This is a genomic window from Burkholderia sp. SIMBA_062, from assembly GCF_046534765.1.
Classification (GTDB): Bacteria; Pseudomonadota; Gammaproteobacteria; order Burkholderiales; family Burkholderiaceae; genus Burkholderia; species Burkholderia ambifaria.
The window spans coordinates 1-17,114 of sequence record NZ_JAWRYD010000054.1 but is presented as its reverse complement, the minus strand read 5'-3'; the positions used below and the strand labels follow the sequence as shown (position 1 = coordinate 17,114).

The following is a 17,114-nucleotide window of genomic DNA, read 5'->3' as shown; positions in this document are numbered from 1 at the left end:
CTGCGTCGTTCATGTGCGGGGCGTCAGTGCGGATTTCATTTTCGCGGCGCTGCGACGGCATTCCGAACATACGCCTTCGGGCAGGCGTGGCAGCGGGTAGTCGAGGCTGGTCGGGCCCGAGAAGCTGTGGTTGCCTCCCTTGAAATCCACCTTCCCGGGCGCGTGGATTTCGATGCTACCGTTACCGATGCGAATGTATGCACCGCCGGAGGTCAACAGAATCGGCCGCTTCGATGCGATGTCGATTTGCGCGGTGGCGGCAACGACCTTCACGGTCTTCTGCGCAGTGAACTGCACGTCGTCGTCATGCGCGCGGATCTCGACCTTGCCCTTGCCGGCAAACAGCTTGATTCCCGAGTTCTGCGCGAACAGGCTCACCGACGAGATTACGCTCGCGATCAGCGATTTTCCGGCTGCGATGTGCGTGCTCTGGCCGCTGATGACGTTGACGTGCTTGTCCGCGACCATCTGCAACGACTGCTGGCTGGCCATCCCGATGCCGGCCGGACTGCCGAACAGCATCACGGGCTGCGCGAACGCGTTCGCGTTGCCGGTGCCGCCACCCGCCGTGCGTCCGCCCGAAGCCGCGCCGGACGCGCTCTGCTGCGTTGCGTCGGTAAACGTCTTCAGCGCATCGCGACCGGGCTGCAGCGTGTCGGCCTGATGGGCTTCGCTCGCGCCGGACAACGATTCGAGCAGGCTTTCGCCGCCGACGAGCTGTTGCTGCGCCTCGCGGACGTCGAGCGGCTGGCTCGACACGGTCTTCCGATGCGTCGTGACGTACAGGCCCTGGCTCGCACGCACGGCGCCGTAGGCATCGGACCGCAGGTCGAAGCCGCTGCCGACGTAAGCGCCGCGCGTATTGCCGGAATGCTCGATCAGATAACCGATGTGCAGTGCGCTGTTCGCCGTGCTGCTGTAGAGCTGCGCGCGGTTCTGCCCGGTTGCGTCGTCCATCACGAGCTGGTTGTAGCCGATGCCCGCGTATTCCTTCGAACGGAAGCCGGACAGCAGGCCGTCGGTATGCCACTGCGGTTTGGTCGCGCCGTTGTAGAGACGGGCCGTGACGATCGGCCGGTCGCAGTCGCCGGACATCCAGTCGACAATCACTTCCTCGCCGATGCGCGGCACGTGTACGCTGCCGTACCCGCCGCCTGTGTCCGACGATGCGACGCGAAGCCAGCACGATGCGCGGTCGCCGCCTTCGTTAAGGCGATCCCAGTGGAACCGGACCTTGATGCGGTTCAGTTCGTCGGTATGTACTTCCTCGCCCTTGGGGCCGGCGACGGTTGCGGTCTGCAGGTGCATCTCGGGCTTCGGATGTTCGAACGGACTGCGGAACGGCACCGCTTGGCGCTGGGCTTCGACCTCGACGAGATAGAAACCCTCGCTGCCGTCGGTATGGCGTACGGTCATCGCGCTGATCGCGTCGCCGAGCTGTGCCTGCATTGCGCCGAAGCGCGCGGCCAGCCCGTGCGGAAACTGCGACGGCGTGGCCGGAATGTTGTTCCTGATCCACCAGACCGTCTCGACGACGGCAAACCGGTTGGCGTCATGTTCGGTGGGCGGATGCGCGGGATGGTCGGTCAGTTCGAACACCCGGCCCGCATCGATGCCGCGCATGCCGCCGATGCCGTGGAACCGCTTTGCGCGCGACTCCCATTCTTCCGTCCGGATGGTCGACTGACGGTTGCCGTCACCTTGGGGGCCGTACGTATAGGCGCCGGTGTAAGTGTAGACCTCGGCCTGATCAGGCAACTCACCCTGGTCCGGCCTGGTCGGGACGTCGGTGCTTTTGGGATTGAGCGCGGTGCCGGGTGACTTGTAGTCGAACGTGCGCGTCGTGTAACGGCTGCTTTGCAGTGTACGGGTGCTGGACCACTCGGCGAGAGCTTGGGTCTCGTCGCCCGAGGCGGCGCGATGGAATGGCACGCGTGCAGGTGTGGCGGCTGGCAACGAGTGCAAGGAATCGGTGATCACCAGCGTATGGTGCGAGCCGTCCGGAGCCTGCTCGAAATAGCCGAACAGGCCTTCATCCTCGAGCAGACGATGAACGAAATGCCAGTCGTCCTCGAATTGCATGCAGAACGAACGGTTTCGCAGCGGTGCGGAGAGCGCGAAACGGAACATGCCGCCGGCTTGCGCATGCTGGTCGAATACGTCGGTAATGATGTCGTCGGCGGTGCGGTCCTGCCAGATGCGCTGGTCGCGGCGGTAGCGGAGAAACCCGAGCCACGACATGAAGCGAATCTGGTATGCGGTGATGCCGCCGTCGAAGCCGAGCCGACGCGCGGTCTGCACATAGCCATGCCACGGCAGGTAGGTGTCGCCTTGCTGTTGGATCCACAGCGTGACGGGCTGCGCGATCAGCTTTTTCAGTTCGATGTTGTCGCGAGTCGAGATGGCGTCGACCGTCAATGCGAATTCGCGGCCGAGCCGCGACGCGCCGTGGACGGTCTGGGGCAGCAGCACATTATCGCCCAGCGGTGTATCGAGCTTGAGCAGACGACCGTGCTGAAACAGGCCGCCGGCGATTGCGCGAACAAGTTCTTGTGAATTCATCGTCGTGCCCTCTTGGATCGAGAACGATGAGTTGGCGACTTTATCGTCGCATTTGTCGTATGAATACTCTCGGTAGGCGATTTTACCGGACAACTCGCACCATTTCGGTATCAAATCCATCGGATTTATTGGGGACCTATATCGCGTCCGCGTTGGGAGCCGGCGACACCGGCGGCCTCTCACGTACAGGGCCGTACGCCGCGGCACCGCTGGTTCCCAGCGCCACGGCGACGAGATTCATGCTCGGGGCGGTCGTTGGGGGTAGCAGCGTCGCAAGATCCGCGCGGCGCACGATCTCGATCATTGCCGATTCCCGCGCGCCCGCAGGGCCGGCTCGTCGCGCAAACGCCTGACGCGCTATAGTCGTGCGACACCGGTTGCGGACGCTCCGCAGGTCCGGCCGTCCATTCACGCACGCCTTCATTTCATGACCGCGCATCCCGCCGTTTCCCTTCAGCTGACCGACACCGAACAGCCAGCCGCCCGCGACTTCATCAACCGCAAGCTCGGCGAATTCAACCACGCGATGACGGGCCGCGCCGACACGGCGGCGCTCGACGTCTACGTGACCGATCCCGTGACCGGCGAGGTATTGGGCGGTCTCACCGGCCGGACGTCGCTCGGCCTGTTCTTCATCGATCTCTTCTACCTGCCGGAATCGCTGCGCGGTGGCGGCTTCGGCAGCCGGCTGCTGCGCGACGCCGAAGCGGAGGCGAAGCGGCGCGGCTGCGCTCGTGCGGTGCTTTACACGATCACGTTCCAGGCGCCGGATTTCTACCGGAAGCACGGGTACGAGGTATTCGGCGAAGTGCCGTGCGAGCCGGAAGGCGCGGCGCGCGTGTTCATGGTCAAGACGCTTTGAACGCAGTTGCCCGAGTCACCGCCTCGGCGTCGCGCGCTCGGCGATCATGTCGTACAGCGCCTGCGCGGCGGGCGACAACTGCGCGGCCTTGCGCTTGACCAGCACGAGCATGCGCGACACCGACGGTTCGACGAGCTCGATCGTGCGGATCATCGGATACGCGTTCTTCTGGATCGCGAGCCTCGGCACCACGGCCGCGCCAAGACCTTCCGCGACGAGCCCGAGCGCGGTCGAACTGCGCTGCACCTCGTAGAACGAATGCAGCGACACGCCGCTCGTTTTCAGCGCACCGTCGAGGAGCCCGCGATTCCCGCTCACCTCGCCCGCAAAGATCAGCGGATGCGGCTGCAGCGCCGCCCAGCGGATCCGCCGCCGCTTCGCGAGCGGATGATCGTCGCGGCAGACGAGCACGTACGGATCATGCGTGAGCGGCACGCTGACGAGTTCGGGATGCTGGTCGCCGGCGATGCTGATTCCGAATTCCGCTTCACGCCGCAGCACGGCTTGCAGCACCGACGCCGATGCATGATCGAGGATCTTCACGCGATCGTGCGGCCGGTGCCCGGAGAACGCGCGCAGAATGCGGGGGAGATACTGCACGCCGACCGTCGGCACGCACGCGATCGTCACGTCGCCGCGCTGGCTCAGGCCTGTTTCGCGGATTTCGGTCAGCGCATCCGACAGCTCGTTCAGCAGCCGGCGCGCCTGCGGCAGGAAACGTCGGCCGATTTCGGTGAGGGTGGTGCGGCGCGTCGTGCGCTCGACCAGCGCGACGCCGAGAAACGACTCGAGCTTGCGCAGCCGTTGCGTGATCGCCGTTTGCGTGACGTGCAGCGTGTCGGCGGCCTGCCTGAAGCTGCCGCCATCGGCGATCGCGACGAAAGCCTGGACACCAAGCGTATCGATCTTCATCAGAAATATGAATCAATAGCGATATTGAATTCATTTTACTGACGAACGCCGAGATCGCAGAATGTGCTGCATCGACGGCTGTCGATATCCCGACGCCGTCCACGCCGACCAGGAGGCCTACCGTGACGACCCCACTCGATCAATACGCGAGACAGTACGTGCGATTCGAAGACGAACGCACGCGGCCTGTCCGCGACCTGCTGGCCGCGGTGCCCGATACGCCGATCCGTACCGCGATCGACATCGGCTGCGGGCCAGGCAATTCGACCGAGGCGCTGATCGCGCGTGCGCCCGACGCGACGGTCCGTGGCATCGACGCGTCGCCGGACATGATCGCGGCTGCGCGCGAGCGCCTGCCGGCGCTGCGTTTCGATCTGGCGGACGTTTCCACCTGGGACGATCCGGGCGGCTACGACCTGATCCTGTCGAACGCGGTGCTGCAGTGGGTGCCGGCGCACGACACGCTGTTTCCGTCACTCGTTGGCTGGCTCGCGCCGGGCGGCCATCTCGCGGTGCAGATGCCGGACAACCTCGACGAACCCGCCCACCGGCTGATGCGCGAAGTCGCCGCGGCCGGGCCGTGGGCGGGCAAGCTGAAAGACGCCGCGCGCACCGAGCGGTTCGATGCACGGTACTACTACGCGCTGCTGTCGCCGATGTGTTCGCGCGTCGATGTATGGCGCACGACTTACTATCATCCGCTGAGCGGCGGCGCCGATGCGGTCGTCGAATGGTTCAAGGGCAGCGCGCTGCGGCCGTTCCTCGCGGCGCTGGACGACCGCGAGCGCGACGCGTTCATCACGCGCTATCGCGATGCGCTCGCGGGACCGAGCGGCTATCCGGTGCTCGACGACGGCACCGTGCTGTTGCCGTTCCCGCGGCTGTTCATCGTCGCGACGCGGAAGTCATGAACAAGTAGGACGACAGTCGGCGCGGCGAGCGATTGCACGTCAGGCCAGCGGCCGCATCGATTCCGGATCGACGGTCCGGCTCTTCGCGGTCTGCCCGTCGCGCAAATCCTTGTACCAGAACAGCGCGACTTCGCCGTCGTTCACGCCGTCGGCGTACAGGAAGCGGTCGTGGCCACCCACGACGAAGCCCGCGCGGGCGTACGTGCAGCAGGCCGCGACGTTGTTCGCCTGCGTTTCCAGCCGCATGAAGCCGAACCCGCGGCTGCGTGCCCACGCTTCCGCGGCCGCCAGCAGGAACTGGCCAATCCCTTGCCGTCGGCACGCGCGATCGACCGCGAGTTCCGCGATCTCGGCCATCCCGTTCCAGCTTTCGGTGATCGCGACGAATCCCGCGAGGCGCCCGCCCGCGCTCGCGCGGAACAGCGCGGTGCCGCCGCACGCCTCGCGCGCCCAGCCGGCCGGGTCGAAGCCGTAGTCCTTGCGGCGCACGGGCAGCGCGCGCAAATCGAGCAGATCCCGGTACGGCGCGTTCAGTTCCCACGCGATCTCGAACGAGAAGTCGCATCCGTTCAGTTCGTCGGCGGGCAGATCGACCGCCTGTTCGATGCTGATGTGCTCGGCTCGGTCCATGTGTCGGTGTCCTGTCTCGATTTGCGGCGCTCGCACAATGCCTTCCCCCCGCGGCGCCGTTCAACGCCCGATTATGCGGGATATCGGTGCGGACCCCGCAGCACGTCGCTTGTCACCATCGGATCGAGATTTCTTGCCGGCGCTGCACGCGCCCGTGAAAGAAGGTAGACGGGAATCCGAATAATGGTTTGCCACTTGATGACAACTCGACCCATCCGATTGCTCGCGAACCCTATGCGTGCCGTCCCGCGGTTCGACTATGCTGAATTGTCTGCGGCCGGATTTCCGCGCCGCAACGCGGCGAACCGGCGATGGCGGGAGGGTGCGATGAGCGGGCAAAGCAATGTGCAACTGGTGCAAGAGGCGTATGCGGCGTTCGGCAGAGGCGATATCGGCGGCGTCCTGCAGACGCTGTCCGAAAACATCGACTGGTTCATCCCGGGGCCGGCTGACGTCGTACCATTCGTCGGCAGGAGACGCGGGCTGCGGGAGGTCGCGACGTTCTTTGCTGCGCTTGCGTCGACGCAGACCGCGGAACGGTTCGAGCCGCTCGAGTTCATCGCCAGCGGCAACCGGGTCGTCGTGCTCGGCACGCAGCGCTGGCATGTCGTGTCGACCGGGCGCACGTACGAGGACGACTGGGTGCACCTGTTCACGATCGAAGGCGGGAAGATCACGAAGTTTGCCGAGTACCACGATACCGCTGCCGAAGCGGCCGCACATCGTTACTGACGGCGGCGCGCGCAGCCGGCTGCCGAGGAACCCCGGTCGTCGCCAACGGCCCGAACGGCCGCCCCGGTCAATCGATCGCCCGCATCGCGTGGCGCAGTGCCTGATAGCCGCACGCACGGTGAAAAACGATCGGTCGATGGTAGAGGAGAACGCGGGCGCGAAGATCTTGAAGTCACAACGTTTACATCGACGGATCTCAATGCGCATGGCGCGGCCGCGTCGACGCGGCGCAACCGCGTCAGCGGGCGCGCTCAGTTGGCGATCGCGCCCCATGCGGCGAGCTCGCGCTTCGTGCGCACGCCGAGCTTCGCGAACGCGCGCTTCACGTACGACTCGGCCGACGCGACCCGCACGCCGAGGATCTCGGCGGTCTCCGGCACGGTCTTGCCGGAGATCAGATGCTTGCAGGTTTCGTATTCGCGCTTCGACAGCTTCACGCCGTCGGCCGCGATCCGCGCATCGAACTGCGCGAGCGGATGCACTTCGGGCGTCGGATGCGCGATGCGCCGCGCGGCGGTGGTCGACGCGTGCAGCTCGAGCAGCGGGAACAGCACGTCGCTGATGCTGCGAAAGCGGCTCATCTCGGCGAGCGTGAACGGCGGACGGTCGCGGCCGCGTTCAAGCGCGATCGAATGCTGCGCATAGCGGGTGCCGCGCGCGAGCACGCATTCGTGGCCGATACGCACGTCGTCGAACAGACGTTGGCGGAACTCACCGGGCGGGATCGCCGCGATGTCGCGCACGACGAGCATCGTGCCCGTCTTGCCGCGCAGCCCCGCGAATAGCGGATCGCTGTCGAGAAAGCGCTCGTAGTAGAGCGTCATCACGTCGGAGATTTCTGCGGTATCAGTCTCCGCGCCGATGCCGCTGCTGCCGATCCATTCGCAGCGGTAGCCGGTCGGCATCGCGCCGTCGACGCGCGAGCGTTCGACGTGCGCGACGTCGAGCGGCACCACGTCGTTCAGCAGTTGCGCGAGACGCGGCACGAAGTGCGGCGTGCCGACCGTCTCGATCAATTCGCCGAGCGCCTTGAACGACACGTTGAAGCGATCGGTGTCGCGGTGGGAGGGGTTCACGTCGAGCAGCATGCGGTTCCGCGATGAAAATCCGGCGCGATGTTAGCGTCCGAAGCCGAAACGTCATTCATTGGAAATACCGGCAGGTGGGTTGTCAGCCGTCCTGCCCCGGAAAACGCGGCTTGCCCCAACGAAGGGGGCATACCGGGGCAGTATAAATGGGTAACGACGACCGACGTGGAACGCGACGCCGACATCGAGTGGAACGGCGAGATGACGCGTGACCGCGGACAGCGTCGGGCGGCGACGATCCCGATCCTGGTCCAGCCGAACGCGGAGAACACGAGGCCGTGACGCGGAATCAGCCGCCGGTCGCTTCCTTCGCGCTGACCCAGCCCTGCGAACGATCGCCGCGCGGATTGCGATACAGCACCTTCAGCCACTGGAAGTCGGCGCTGGCGTCGATCAGTTCGAGCGTATCGCCGGCGACGACATAGCGGCGCGTCGGCGCGTCGTTCATCGCGTCGTGCAACGGCAGGCGCGCCGGGCGCACCTTGAACGTGACCTTGCCGCCGCCGTATGCGTCGGGGCGGCGCGATACGCGCTTGCCGTGCGCGTCATAGGTCAGCAGCATCGACGACGGGCCCGAGTCGCCGTCGAACAGTTCGCGCAGATCGTCGGGAATCGCTTCGCTTGACTGATGGAGATACATCCGGCCGTTGCCGTCGAAGCGGTAGGCGTCGGTGTACCAGATCGGCCCGCCCCGGCACGAGCTGTACAGCGTGCGCTCGTTCGGCTTCGCCTGGACGTTGATCAGATCGTCGCAGTTGCCGTGCGGCATGCTGGCCGCCGGCAGGCTCAGCGGCTCGAACCGCTGATGCGCGGCATCGTACAGGAAGATGCCGTAGCGCTCGTTGACCATCCCGAGTAGCGCATGGGCGGCGAGATCGCGGTGGCCGTCGAAGTTGTAGTCGTCGGACGCAAGCCGGTAGTGGCCTTCCTCGTCGGAGACGCCGACGTCGAGCACCTGCGTTTTGCCGCTCGGCAGGAAGCGGATCGTGATGCGCGCGCCGTCGGCGTGTTCGACACGAGCCGTGACGGCGTCGTCGACCTTGAACGTGAGCAGCGGTTTGGCCGCATGCGCGGCGGCCGCCGACGCGCAGCACGCGATCAGCAGCGCGCAGCGGCGGAGCAGCGGTTGGAATCGCGAGGTGCGTGTCATGAGCGGAGTTCGAACGCGTGGGCTGGATGGTGTGTCGAGCCGGCCGGCTTACGCGCCTGCGCTGTCGTCGCGATACCCGCTCTTGCCGTCGAAGATTTCCTTCAGCGCGGCGCGCAGCGCGACGGGATCGTGTTCGCCGGGCGCGAGACGGATCACGTAATGCGTATTGCCGTCGAGACGCGCGGCGGTACGTGCGTCGAGCTCGACGTCGATCGAGTCGTCCGTAAGACGCACCGACAGATCGTTCACGTGCGCGGTGAGCTGGTCGCGCACCATCACTTCGATCGTCGTTTCCTCCGGAAAGCGCAGCAGCGAGAAGCAATAGTTCTGCTCCGCGTCGTGGCAATAGAGGTTCGCGCAGCTTTCATCGTCGTCGATGTCGGACGTGGCCGCGCCGACGGTGGCGTGTAGTTCCATGAGGTTTCTCTCGATGTGGGGTTATCGAGGCAGGGCGCCGAAGCGCTTTGGCCCGTCGAGCAGATGCGACACGAGCCGCCGCGGCGCGCGGCCGCCGAGCATGCGCATCCGCATCGTGTCGCGCGAAGCGGGCCGCGACGCGCAGGTTGTCACCGGCACGGCCGGCGGACTCAGCGCGTCAGCGTCACGAACAGATAGCCGACGTACCCAACCCCGTTCGCAAGCAACGCCCAGATCGCGAGCCCGTGCGCACGGGCATTGACGCGCAGCCAGGCCGCCGCCGCGAGCGTGATGATCACGCCGGTCAGCACTTCGGGGCGCGGCTCCCACGGCGTCAGCATGATGCCGATCGCCGGCAGCAGCGTGCCCTGGAACACCATCGCGCCGGTGATGTTGCCGAACGCAAGCGTGTCTTTCTTGCGGCGGATCCACAGCACGCTGTTGACCTTCTCGGGCAACTCCGTCGCGATCGGCACGATGATCAGCGACAGCAGCAGCGCGGAGATGCCGAGCACCTGCGACACGCCTTCGACGCCGTGAATGAAGCCCTTCGCACCGCCGACGAGCAGTGCGACGCCGATCGCGAGCTGCAGCGCGATGGTCGCGAGGTTGGTCGGCAGCCCGACGCGCGACAGGAACATCGCATGCGGCGCTTCGGTGCCGTGCCCGGCATCGACGAGCTGCGTCGACGCGCGGAACGTCATCACGACATACAGCACGTAGATGCCGACCAGCATCGCGGCGAGCAGCGCGCGGACGCCCCACACGTGATGCGGGACGAACATCGCGACGGTGGCGAGCGCGAACGCGGCGATGAAGTAGTTCAGGTCGCGCACGAAGCCGGTGCGCTCGGGCTTGATCGTGCCGGTGAGGCCGCGCGAGCGGATCACGGCGATCGTCATCAGGAAGGTCGTCAGCGTTGCGAGCATCAGCGGCGCGCCGAGAATCGCGCCGACGCCGATTTCCTCGTTCACGGCCGCATTCGACGTGCCGCCCGCGAGCGCGAGCAGCGGCACCATCGTTTCGGGTAGCGCGGTGCCGACGGCCGCGAACAGCGAACCGGTGACGCCTTCGGAAATCTTCAGCCGTTCACCGAGATGTTCGAGCGCATTCGTGAAGAACTCGGCGGCAATCAGGATGACGATCAGCATGAACGCCAGTTCGACGAGCATCAACGTCATGCGGCACCTCCGCAGGCAGGCATGGCACTCATGAAACGCGAAGGGAAGGCAAGAAGGAACATGGGGACTCCGTGGTCGGACGTGGACGAACCATGACGCATCTGCCGACGTCCGACCAGGAACGGCGCGATGCGTCGATGGTCTCGCCAGACCGATTCGGCCGAACGCGCCACGGCCGCAGGCCGAGTATGTTGACGTGTTCGCTTTCCGGGGGATGGAAAGCAGGCTACTCCCCAAAGACGAAGGGCAGTCTAGCCGAGCCGGCCGCTTTCGGCAAGCTTGTGCGGTCACGCCCTTTCATTCGGAAAGGCAAGGCGAGCGACATCCTCGATGTTCGAATCGATCAGCGCTTCGTTATTCCTCGGTGGTGCGGGCGCGCGATGTTCGTGCTCGTGACGGCGTACGGCGTGATGCCGCGATTCGCCGGGATGCCCGCGCGCGAGCGAGCGCGCGACCGGCGCGTCGTTCGTGCAATCGCTCGCCGATGCGTCGACGGTTGCACTGGCCGTGCTGTTCGCGACCGGTGCATACAACGGGTGGCGCGGCGTCGATACGACGGACAACCTGCTCGCATCGACGTGCGGGCACATCCTGCTGCTCAAGCTCGCGCTCGTGCTGATCCCGGCGGCGCTCGGCGGACACAACCGGTTCTTCGGGATGCCGAAGCTGCTGGCCGCGCTGAAGGATCCGGCGGGCGCGATGCCGGTCATCGCGTTGCGCGGGTTCGGCGCGGTGCTGCGGATCGAGGCGGTCGTGCTCGCCGGCGTGCTGATGGTGGCGGCCGTGCTCGTGTCGAGTGCGTTGCCGGGGACGGTCTAGCGCGGCTGGATCGCAAAGCAGGTAGCGGGAAATCGTTGGACCGGGGCCGGCGCGTGTCGGACGATTTCCCGCTTGCCGACCGCGAGCGCGCGGCCGATCGCAATGGCGCGGCGATACCGGTAATTACATATGCCTGTCGTCGGGTTACCAAAAACTGTCACCGAGCGCCGCTAAGCTTTCGCCACCCTCACAACCGGGATTCCCCGCCATGCGCTCGACAATCCGCCTGTTTGCCCCGCTATTGCTGCTGCCCACGCTTGCCGCCCCGGTGTTCGCGGCGAGCGCCGCCCCCGTCAGCCCGAACTGCGGCGGCAGCACGACGCCGATCGCCGACATCCAGGGGCCGGGCGCGCCGTCGCCGCTCGCCGGCCAGAATGTGTCGATCGAGGCGGTCGTCACGGCCGATTTCGGCGGCACGGACGGCTTTGGCGGCTTCTTCGTCCAGCAGGCCGACCCGCAGCGCCGCAACCAGCCGGGCGTGTCGGAAGGGCTGTTCGTCTATGCGCCGAAAGTGCGCGCGAAGGCGGGCGATCTCGTCCACGTGACGGGCAAGGTCGACGAGAAATACGGGCAGACGCAGCTCACGCTGTCGGGCGCGATCGCGGTGTGCGCGAACGGCCAGACGGTCACGCCCGCGACGCTCACGCTGCCGGTCGACAGCCCGAACACGTTCGCCGCGTATGAAGGGATGCTGGTGCGCCTGCCGCAGACGCTCACCGTCACCGACAACTACGAGCTCGGCCGCTACGGCAGCACGATGCTGAGCAACGGCCGGCTGCGCACGCCAACGAGCGTGGTGCCGCCGTCGCAGGCGCAGACGCAGATCGATGCGAACGCACGCAACCGGCTGATCCTCGACGACGGCTCGAACAAGCAGAACCCGGCGAGCGTGCCGTATCCGGCGCCGGAACTGTCGGCCGCGAACACGCTGCGCTCGGGCTACACTGTGCGGAACGTCGAAGGCGTGCTCGAGGTGCGCTACGGCGCATGGCGCGTGCAGCCGCTGCCCGGCGCGGCCGCGCCGGCGTTCGACACGCGTTCGAACCCGCGCGCCAACGCGCCGGCACGCGATCCGAAATCGAACCTGCGCGTCGCGTCGTTCAACGTCCTCAACTACTTCAACGGCAACGGCATGGGCGGCGGCTTCGACGATCCGAACAACCGCGGCGCGAAGAACTACCCGGAATTCCAGCGTCAGGAAGCAAAGATCGTCAGCGCACTGAAGGCGCTCGACGCCGACGTGATCGGCCTGATGGAAATCCAGAACAACGGCTACGGCGAACTGAGCGCGGTGCGCCAGCTCGCGGCGAAGCTCGGCAGCAACTGGCGCGTGGTCGATCCGGGCACGTCGCGCCTCGGCGGCGACGCGATCACGGTCGCGATGATCTACGACAGCCGCGCGGTCGAACCGGTCGGCCGCGCGTCGACGCTCGCGATCGACGACAAGAACCGCCAGCCGCTCGCGCAGTCGTTCCGTCGAGTCGGCGGCAACAAGCAGGCGCTGACGATCGCGGTCAACCACCTGAAGTCGAAGAACTGCCCGGACGCGGCGAACGACGACCTCGACCAGGGCGACGGCCAGGGCTGCTGGAACCCGACGCGCACGCGCGCGGCGGCGAAGCTGGCCGACTGGCTCGCGGGCACGCCGACGGGCGTCGCGGGGCAGGGCACGCTGCTGATCGGCGACTTCAACAGCTACACGTATGAAGACCCGATCCGCCTGCTCGAATCGCGCGGCTACCGCAACCTCGTGTCGCGCTGGATCGGCGCCAATGCGTACAGCTACGTGTACAACGGCGAAGCCGGCTACCTCGATCACGCGCTCGCGTCGCTGCCGCTCGCGTCGCACGTAAAGGCCGTGCACGAATGGCACATCAACGCAGATGAGCCGCTCGCGCTGCAGTACACGCTCGCGTACAAGTCGACCGAGCAGCAGAAGACGTACTACGCGCCGGATGCGTATCGCTCGTCGGATCACGATCCGGTGCTGATCGATATCGCGCTGCCGGGCGGCGGGCGCTGATCGCTGCTCGAGCGTTCGAGCGTTCGAGCGACGGCGTGCGGCCGCCGCACGTCGTCGCGTGAGCGGGGGCGTCGCCGCTCGCTCGCGCGGCCTCTCCACGCCCTTCGCATCACGTGCGCCATTCGCGATCGCCGCAATGCAAGCTCGAATGCGCCACGCGAAAGATCGCCTGCCGTGAATCACGCATCCATGCCGTTCAGCGCAGCCGTGCGGCTTTATTGCGATATCGGGTAAATAATTCCGCCGCATATCCTGAAAGTCCTCGAAATCGGTATTTCGTGGATAGAGCCGGGTTTTATTCAGCAATTTACGTCAATCGGCTTCGGGTAATTAAAATGAAAGAATAACCCTGTCGATTTGAAGGCGTCCCGTGCGCACGGCCACTGCCCGCAAAGGGTTGTGCGACGTGCGACAAAGCCGCGGCATTCCGGGGAAAACCACTCGGATGGCGGCCCGGATGCGAACAATCGTGTTTTCTTTCAAATGCCAGACACTGATCTCCGTTTGCATTATCGGAGATTTTTTAATATCGGAATGATCTTTGACAACGCGGCGCAACACCGCCTATTTTTGTTCTGTCGTAAATTTAGGTAATACAAAAGTCGTCAAAACTGCAAAGGGGGCGGCGTTCCCGCATCATTCTCCGCCAGCAGTTTGCTGTGTCTGTATCAAGTTCAGTCTCTCGAAGAAGTCCAATCCCCAACCGCCGTCTGCCGATCGTGCAACGCGAGTGGCGGGTATGCCTGCGCGTTTGTCGCCGGCGATGGCGGCCTGTGTGTGAAGCGATATTCGACCCAACACAAGGACAGAGGCATGCAACCAGACAGGAGCAGTACCGGCAGCCGCCGCGAACGCCGCGGCCGGCTGGCCGGGCTAGGCGCATTGACCGTCTTGACCATGGTGCTCGTGAGCTGCGGCGGCGACGATTCGTCGTCGGTCGGCGCGTCGAGCCTCGCGCAGGCCGCCGCCAGCGCGCAGGTCAGTGCGCAGCAGGCGGCCGGCAATCGGACGCCCGCGGCGAACCAGCCTTACGTCGACCCCGTTGCCTATTCGATGAACGCGACCGACGGCCTCGCGGCCGCGCAGGTGTCGGAGAAGGCCGCGGTCATGCATTACCAGTGGAAATCCGGCGGCACGACGGTCAACTACACGACGACCACCGGCCACCTGACCGCGCAGGACGCGAACGGCAACGCGGAAGCGTCAATGTCGTATGTCGCGTACACCGCGCCGAGCACGAACGGCAAGCCGCGGCCCGTCACGTTCGTCTATAACGGCGGCCCCGGCTCGTCGTCGATCTGGCTGCGGCTCGGCTCGTTCGCGCCGACGCGCGTCGCGACGCCCGATCCGCTGTTCGGCGACAACTGGCCGAACTATCCGCTCGTCGACAACACGGAAAGCCTGATCGACACGACCGACCTCGTGTTCATCGACCCGCCGGGAACCGGGCTGTCGGAAGCCGTGTTGCCGAACACCAACCAGAAGTACTGGGGCTCCGATGCGGACGTCAACATCATGCGCGACTTCATCCAGCGCTACCTGAACGTGAACGGCCGCGGCACGTCGCCGATCTACCTGTACGGCGAATCGTACGGCACGCCGCGCACCGACATGCTCGCGCTGGCGCTCGAATCGGCCGGCGTGCACCTGACGGGTATCGTGCTGCAGTCGGCGATCCTGAACTACTTCGCGGATGCGGTGGAGGCGGTGGCGATCACGCAGTCGACCGAAGGGCTGCTGCTCGACACCGATACCGTGGCCGGCTATCTGCCCGGCTATGCGGCGGTCGCGGCGTACTTCAACCAGGTGTCGCCGGCGCCGGTCAATCCATTTTTGTACGCACTACAGACCGAACTGTTCACGACGCTGATCTACAACCAGCTGCAGAAGTACTCGCAGTCGTGGGTGCTGAGCCAGCTCGGCATTCCGGATGCGCTCGGCACGCCGGTGTTCCCGAGCGATGCGACGCTGAAGCTGTGGTCGATCCCATCGAGCCTGACGCAACAGGCGCTGCGCGACTACTTCAACGCGAACCCGTTCGGCACGAATCTGGTGCCCGGCACGACGATCGGCCGCTACGACGGACGCGTGTCGTTGCCGAACAGCGATCCGCGGCTGCAGACGGACGGCGACCCGTCGGACATCCTGATCTCGCAGCCGTTCACGAACGCGCTCGCGACGCAGATGCCCGACTACCTGGGCTACACCGCGCCGAACGCGACCTACCTGCCGTTGAACGACAACATCATCCAGGTGTGGGACTTCTCGCATGACGGCCAGCCGATGCCGGACACGATCCCCGATCTGCTCGGCGCGCTGCAGCTCAATCCGAAGCTCCAGGTGCTTGCGGAGAACGGCCTCCACGATCTGGCCACGCCGTTCTTCAACACGGAGAAGCAGCTCGCCCGTTTGCAGACGGTGAAGGGCCTGAATCCGAAGTTGCAGGTGAACTTCTTCCAGGGCGGACACATGACGTATCTGGATGACGTGGCGCGTCCGCAGATGAAGCGCGACTTGGCGACGTTCTACAAGGGGGCGCGGATTCCGACGGCGCTGACGCTGAGGACCCTGCCGCCGCCGTGGCCGGACGAGAATCCGGCCGGCACGCCGACCGGCAGCGCGCCGGGCGCGACGGCCTCGACTTCGCTGGCAGCGGCACCGTAAACGACGGACTCCTTGTGAAAAGGAACCCTCTATTCATCCATTGAATGCGAGTGATCATGTCTCCAATCAATTTGATGCGACGTATGTGTTCGTTGATCGTCCTCGGTGCGGTGATGAGCGCAGCCCGTGCGCTGCCGCCGCAGGCGGTGGCGCCGGTGAAGCTGCCGCACGGCGGCCACGGCGTCGACGGTCCGTTCTTTCCGTCGACCCGCGTGGCGCCGGTATTACCGTCGACCGGCGCGACGCTGCAGCAGCAGGCGCAGAAGCGCGTCGACGCCCGGCTCGGCGGCAACACGGTGCTGGGCAACGGCGCGGCGGTGACGAAAGCGCAGGCGCAGAGCAGCGGGCTGGGGTTCGTCGCGAAGCACTTCGACGAGATCGATGCGAAACACACCGGTCGCGTGACGATGAGCGATGTGCGGCAGTTCATCCAGCAGCGGCAGGTGCAGGCACAGCAGGAACAGCAGGAGTGACGGTGTAGCGAGTTCGTGCGCGGGAGGGCGGTCGGTGCCGGTTCGGTGCCGGCCGCCCGCCCAACCGCGGCGGCGACCTGCGTTCAACCTGCCGCGGCGCATGTTCGGCCGCGGCCTTCTTCATGGAAGTTCGGAAGTGGCCGCGGCCGCGCTGTTCCTTGCGTCTGACGAATCGAGCTTCCTCAACGGCACCCGGCTGTTCGTCGACAACTGTTTTTCCGCCGTCTAGGCCCCCCCTATTTGCAAGAAGCCGGACGGGCAGGCACGCCCTCTCCGGGAGCGGCAGGTTCGGTCGAAGATTCCGCAGCGATGCGGACCTTCGATTTTTTTTGGCCTTGTCGCCGCGCGATGTGTCCTAGCGGAATGTCGCAATCCTTCTATCTGAACGACGTGGCGTCTGCTGGAATGGCAATGACGAGTAACCGTTCAGCCGGCTTCGCGACGCGGCAGGGTTGTCGACGTCATCGAGCGCCGCTCCGGCGCTCGGCTTCGCGGGTCCGGGCAAGTCCGGCAGGATCAATCCATCACTCTCTTCTGATCAATCATCATGTTCAATCGCACTACCAGCACCGTCGCCAACGTCGATCCCGAACTCTGGACTGCCATTCAGGACGAAAACCGCCGCCAGGAAGATCACATCGAGTTGATCGCGTCGGAAAACTACACGAGCCCGGCCGTGATGGCTGCCCA

13 protein-coding genes, 3 pseudogenes and 1 riboswitch are annotated in these 17,114 nt (G+C 65.7%); of the genes and pseudogenes, 9 read left to right on the top strand and 7 right to left on the bottom strand.

Annotated elements, in window-relative coordinates:
• Positions 1 to 9 precede the first annotated feature (9 nt).
• Complete coding sequence (locus SB786_RS33980) at positions 10 to 2,562, bottom strand: type VI secretion system Vgr family protein (RefSeq protein ID WP_410731287.1); 2,553 nt, start codon at positions 2,560 to 2,562, stop codon at positions 10 to 12.
• A gap of 427 nt (positions 2,563 to 2,989) precedes the next feature.
• Between SB786_RS33980 and SB786_RS33975 the strand changes: the two genes are divergently transcribed.
• Positions 2,990 to 3,424, top strand: coding sequence for a GNAT family N-acetyltransferase (locus SB786_RS33975; RefSeq protein WP_410731273.1), 435 nt, complete (start codon positions 2,990 to 2,992; stop codon positions 3,422 to 3,424).
• Positions 3,425 to 3,439: 15 nt separating this feature from the next.
• On the opposite strand, the gene SB786_RS33970 is transcribed toward SB786_RS33975, so the two are convergent.
• Positions 3,440 to 4,336 (bottom strand): LysR substrate-binding domain-containing protein, encoded by an 897-nt coding sequence (locus SB786_RS33970; RefSeq protein WP_410731272.1) that lies wholly within the window; start codon positions 4,334 to 4,336, stop codon positions 3,440 to 3,442.
• 122 nt (positions 4,337 to 4,458) lie between these two features.
• Between SB786_RS33970 and tam the strand changes: the two genes are divergently transcribed.
• The gene (tam, locus tag SB786_RS33965) at positions 4,459 to 5,247 is read left to right on the top strand and encodes a trans-aconitate 2-methyltransferase (protein ID WP_410731271.1); all 789 of its coding nucleotides are present in this window, start codon (positions 4,459 to 4,461) and stop codon (positions 5,245 to 5,247) included.
• Positions 5,248 to 5,286: 39 nt separating this feature from the next.
• Here tam and SB786_RS33960 read toward each other — a convergent pair whose 3' ends face one another.
• Positions 5,287 to 5,877: a GNAT family N-acetyltransferase gene (locus SB786_RS33960; protein ID WP_410731270.1), complete on the bottom strand. Its 591-nt coding sequence runs from the start codon at positions 5,875 to 5,877 to the stop codon at positions 5,287 to 5,289.
• A 327-nt stretch (positions 5,878 to 6,204) separates the two neighbouring features.
• Here SB786_RS33960 and SB786_RS33955 point away from each other — a divergent pair, with 327 nt between their 5' ends.
• Complete coding sequence (locus SB786_RS33955; RefSeq protein WP_410731269.1) at positions 6,205 to 6,609, top strand: nuclear transport factor 2 family protein; 405 nt, start codon at positions 6,205 to 6,207, stop codon at positions 6,607 to 6,609.
• Between the two features lie 251 nt (positions 6,610 to 6,860).
• Here SB786_RS33955 and SB786_RS33950 read toward each other — a convergent pair whose 3' ends face one another.
• From SB786_RS33950 to SB786_RS33935, 4 genes are all read right to left on the bottom strand, one after another.
• Entirely contained in the window at positions 6,861 to 7,697 is an 837-nt protein-coding gene (locus SB786_RS33950) for a helix-turn-helix transcriptional regulator (RefSeq protein WP_410731268.1), read from the bottom strand.
• 289 nt (positions 7,698 to 7,986) lie between these two features.
• Positions 7,987 to 8,847: an XAC2610-related protein gene (locus SB786_RS33945; RefSeq protein ID WP_410731267.1), complete on the bottom strand. Its 861-nt coding sequence runs from the start codon at positions 8,845 to 8,847 to the stop codon at positions 7,987 to 7,989.
• A 48-nt stretch (positions 8,848 to 8,895) separates the two neighbouring features.
• Complete coding sequence (locus SB786_RS33940) at positions 8,896 to 9,264, bottom strand: hypothetical protein (RefSeq protein ID WP_410731266.1); 369 nt, start codon at positions 9,262 to 9,264, stop codon at positions 8,896 to 8,898.
• Positions 9,265 to 9,434: 170 nt separating this feature from the next.
• Positions 9,435 to 10,445, bottom strand: a complete 1,011-nt coding sequence (locus tag SB786_RS33935) for a sodium:calcium antiporter (protein WP_410731265.1) — start codon at positions 10,443 to 10,445, stop codon at positions 9,435 to 9,437.
• Between the two features lie 70 nt (positions 10,446 to 10,515).
• Positions 10,516 to 10,692, bottom strand: a riboswitch (yybP-ykoY riboswitch).
• A gap of 136 nt (positions 10,693 to 10,828) precedes the next feature.
• Here SB786_RS33935 and SB786_RS33930 point away from each other — a divergent pair.
• The 6 genes and pseudogenes from SB786_RS33930 to glyA form a co-directional block, all read left to right on the top strand.
• Positions 10,829 to 11,264, top strand: a pseudogene (locus SB786_RS33930) (CopD family protein); the annotation flags it as partial.
• Between the two features lie 208 nt (positions 11,265 to 11,472).
• On the top strand, positions 11,473 to 13,287 hold the full coding sequence (locus tag SB786_RS33925) for an ExeM/NucH family extracellular endonuclease (protein WP_410731264.1): 1,815 nt from the start codon (positions 11,473 to 11,475) through the stop codon (positions 13,285 to 13,287).
• An 813-nt stretch (positions 13,288 to 14,100) separates the two neighbouring features.
• Positions 14,101 to 15,951 (top strand): S10 family serine carboxypeptidase-like protein, encoded by a 1,851-nt coding sequence (locus tag SB786_RS33920; RefSeq protein WP_410731263.1) that lies wholly within the window; start codon positions 14,101 to 14,103, stop codon positions 15,949 to 15,951.
• Between the two features lie 44 nt (positions 15,952 to 15,995).
• Positions 15,996 to 16,424, top strand: a complete 429-nt coding sequence (locus SB786_RS33915; protein ID WP_410731262.1) for a 2-oxoglutarate dehydrogenase — start codon at positions 15,996 to 15,998, stop codon at positions 16,422 to 16,424.
• A 133-nt stretch (positions 16,425 to 16,557) separates the two neighbouring features.
• A pseudogene (locus SB786_RS33910) lies at positions 16,558 to 16,653 on the top strand (oxidoreductase); the annotation flags it as partial.
• 318 nt (positions 16,654 to 16,971) lie between these two features.
• Positions 16,972 to 17,114: pseudogene (glyA, locus tag SB786_RS33905) on the top strand (serine hydroxymethyltransferase); the annotation flags it as partial.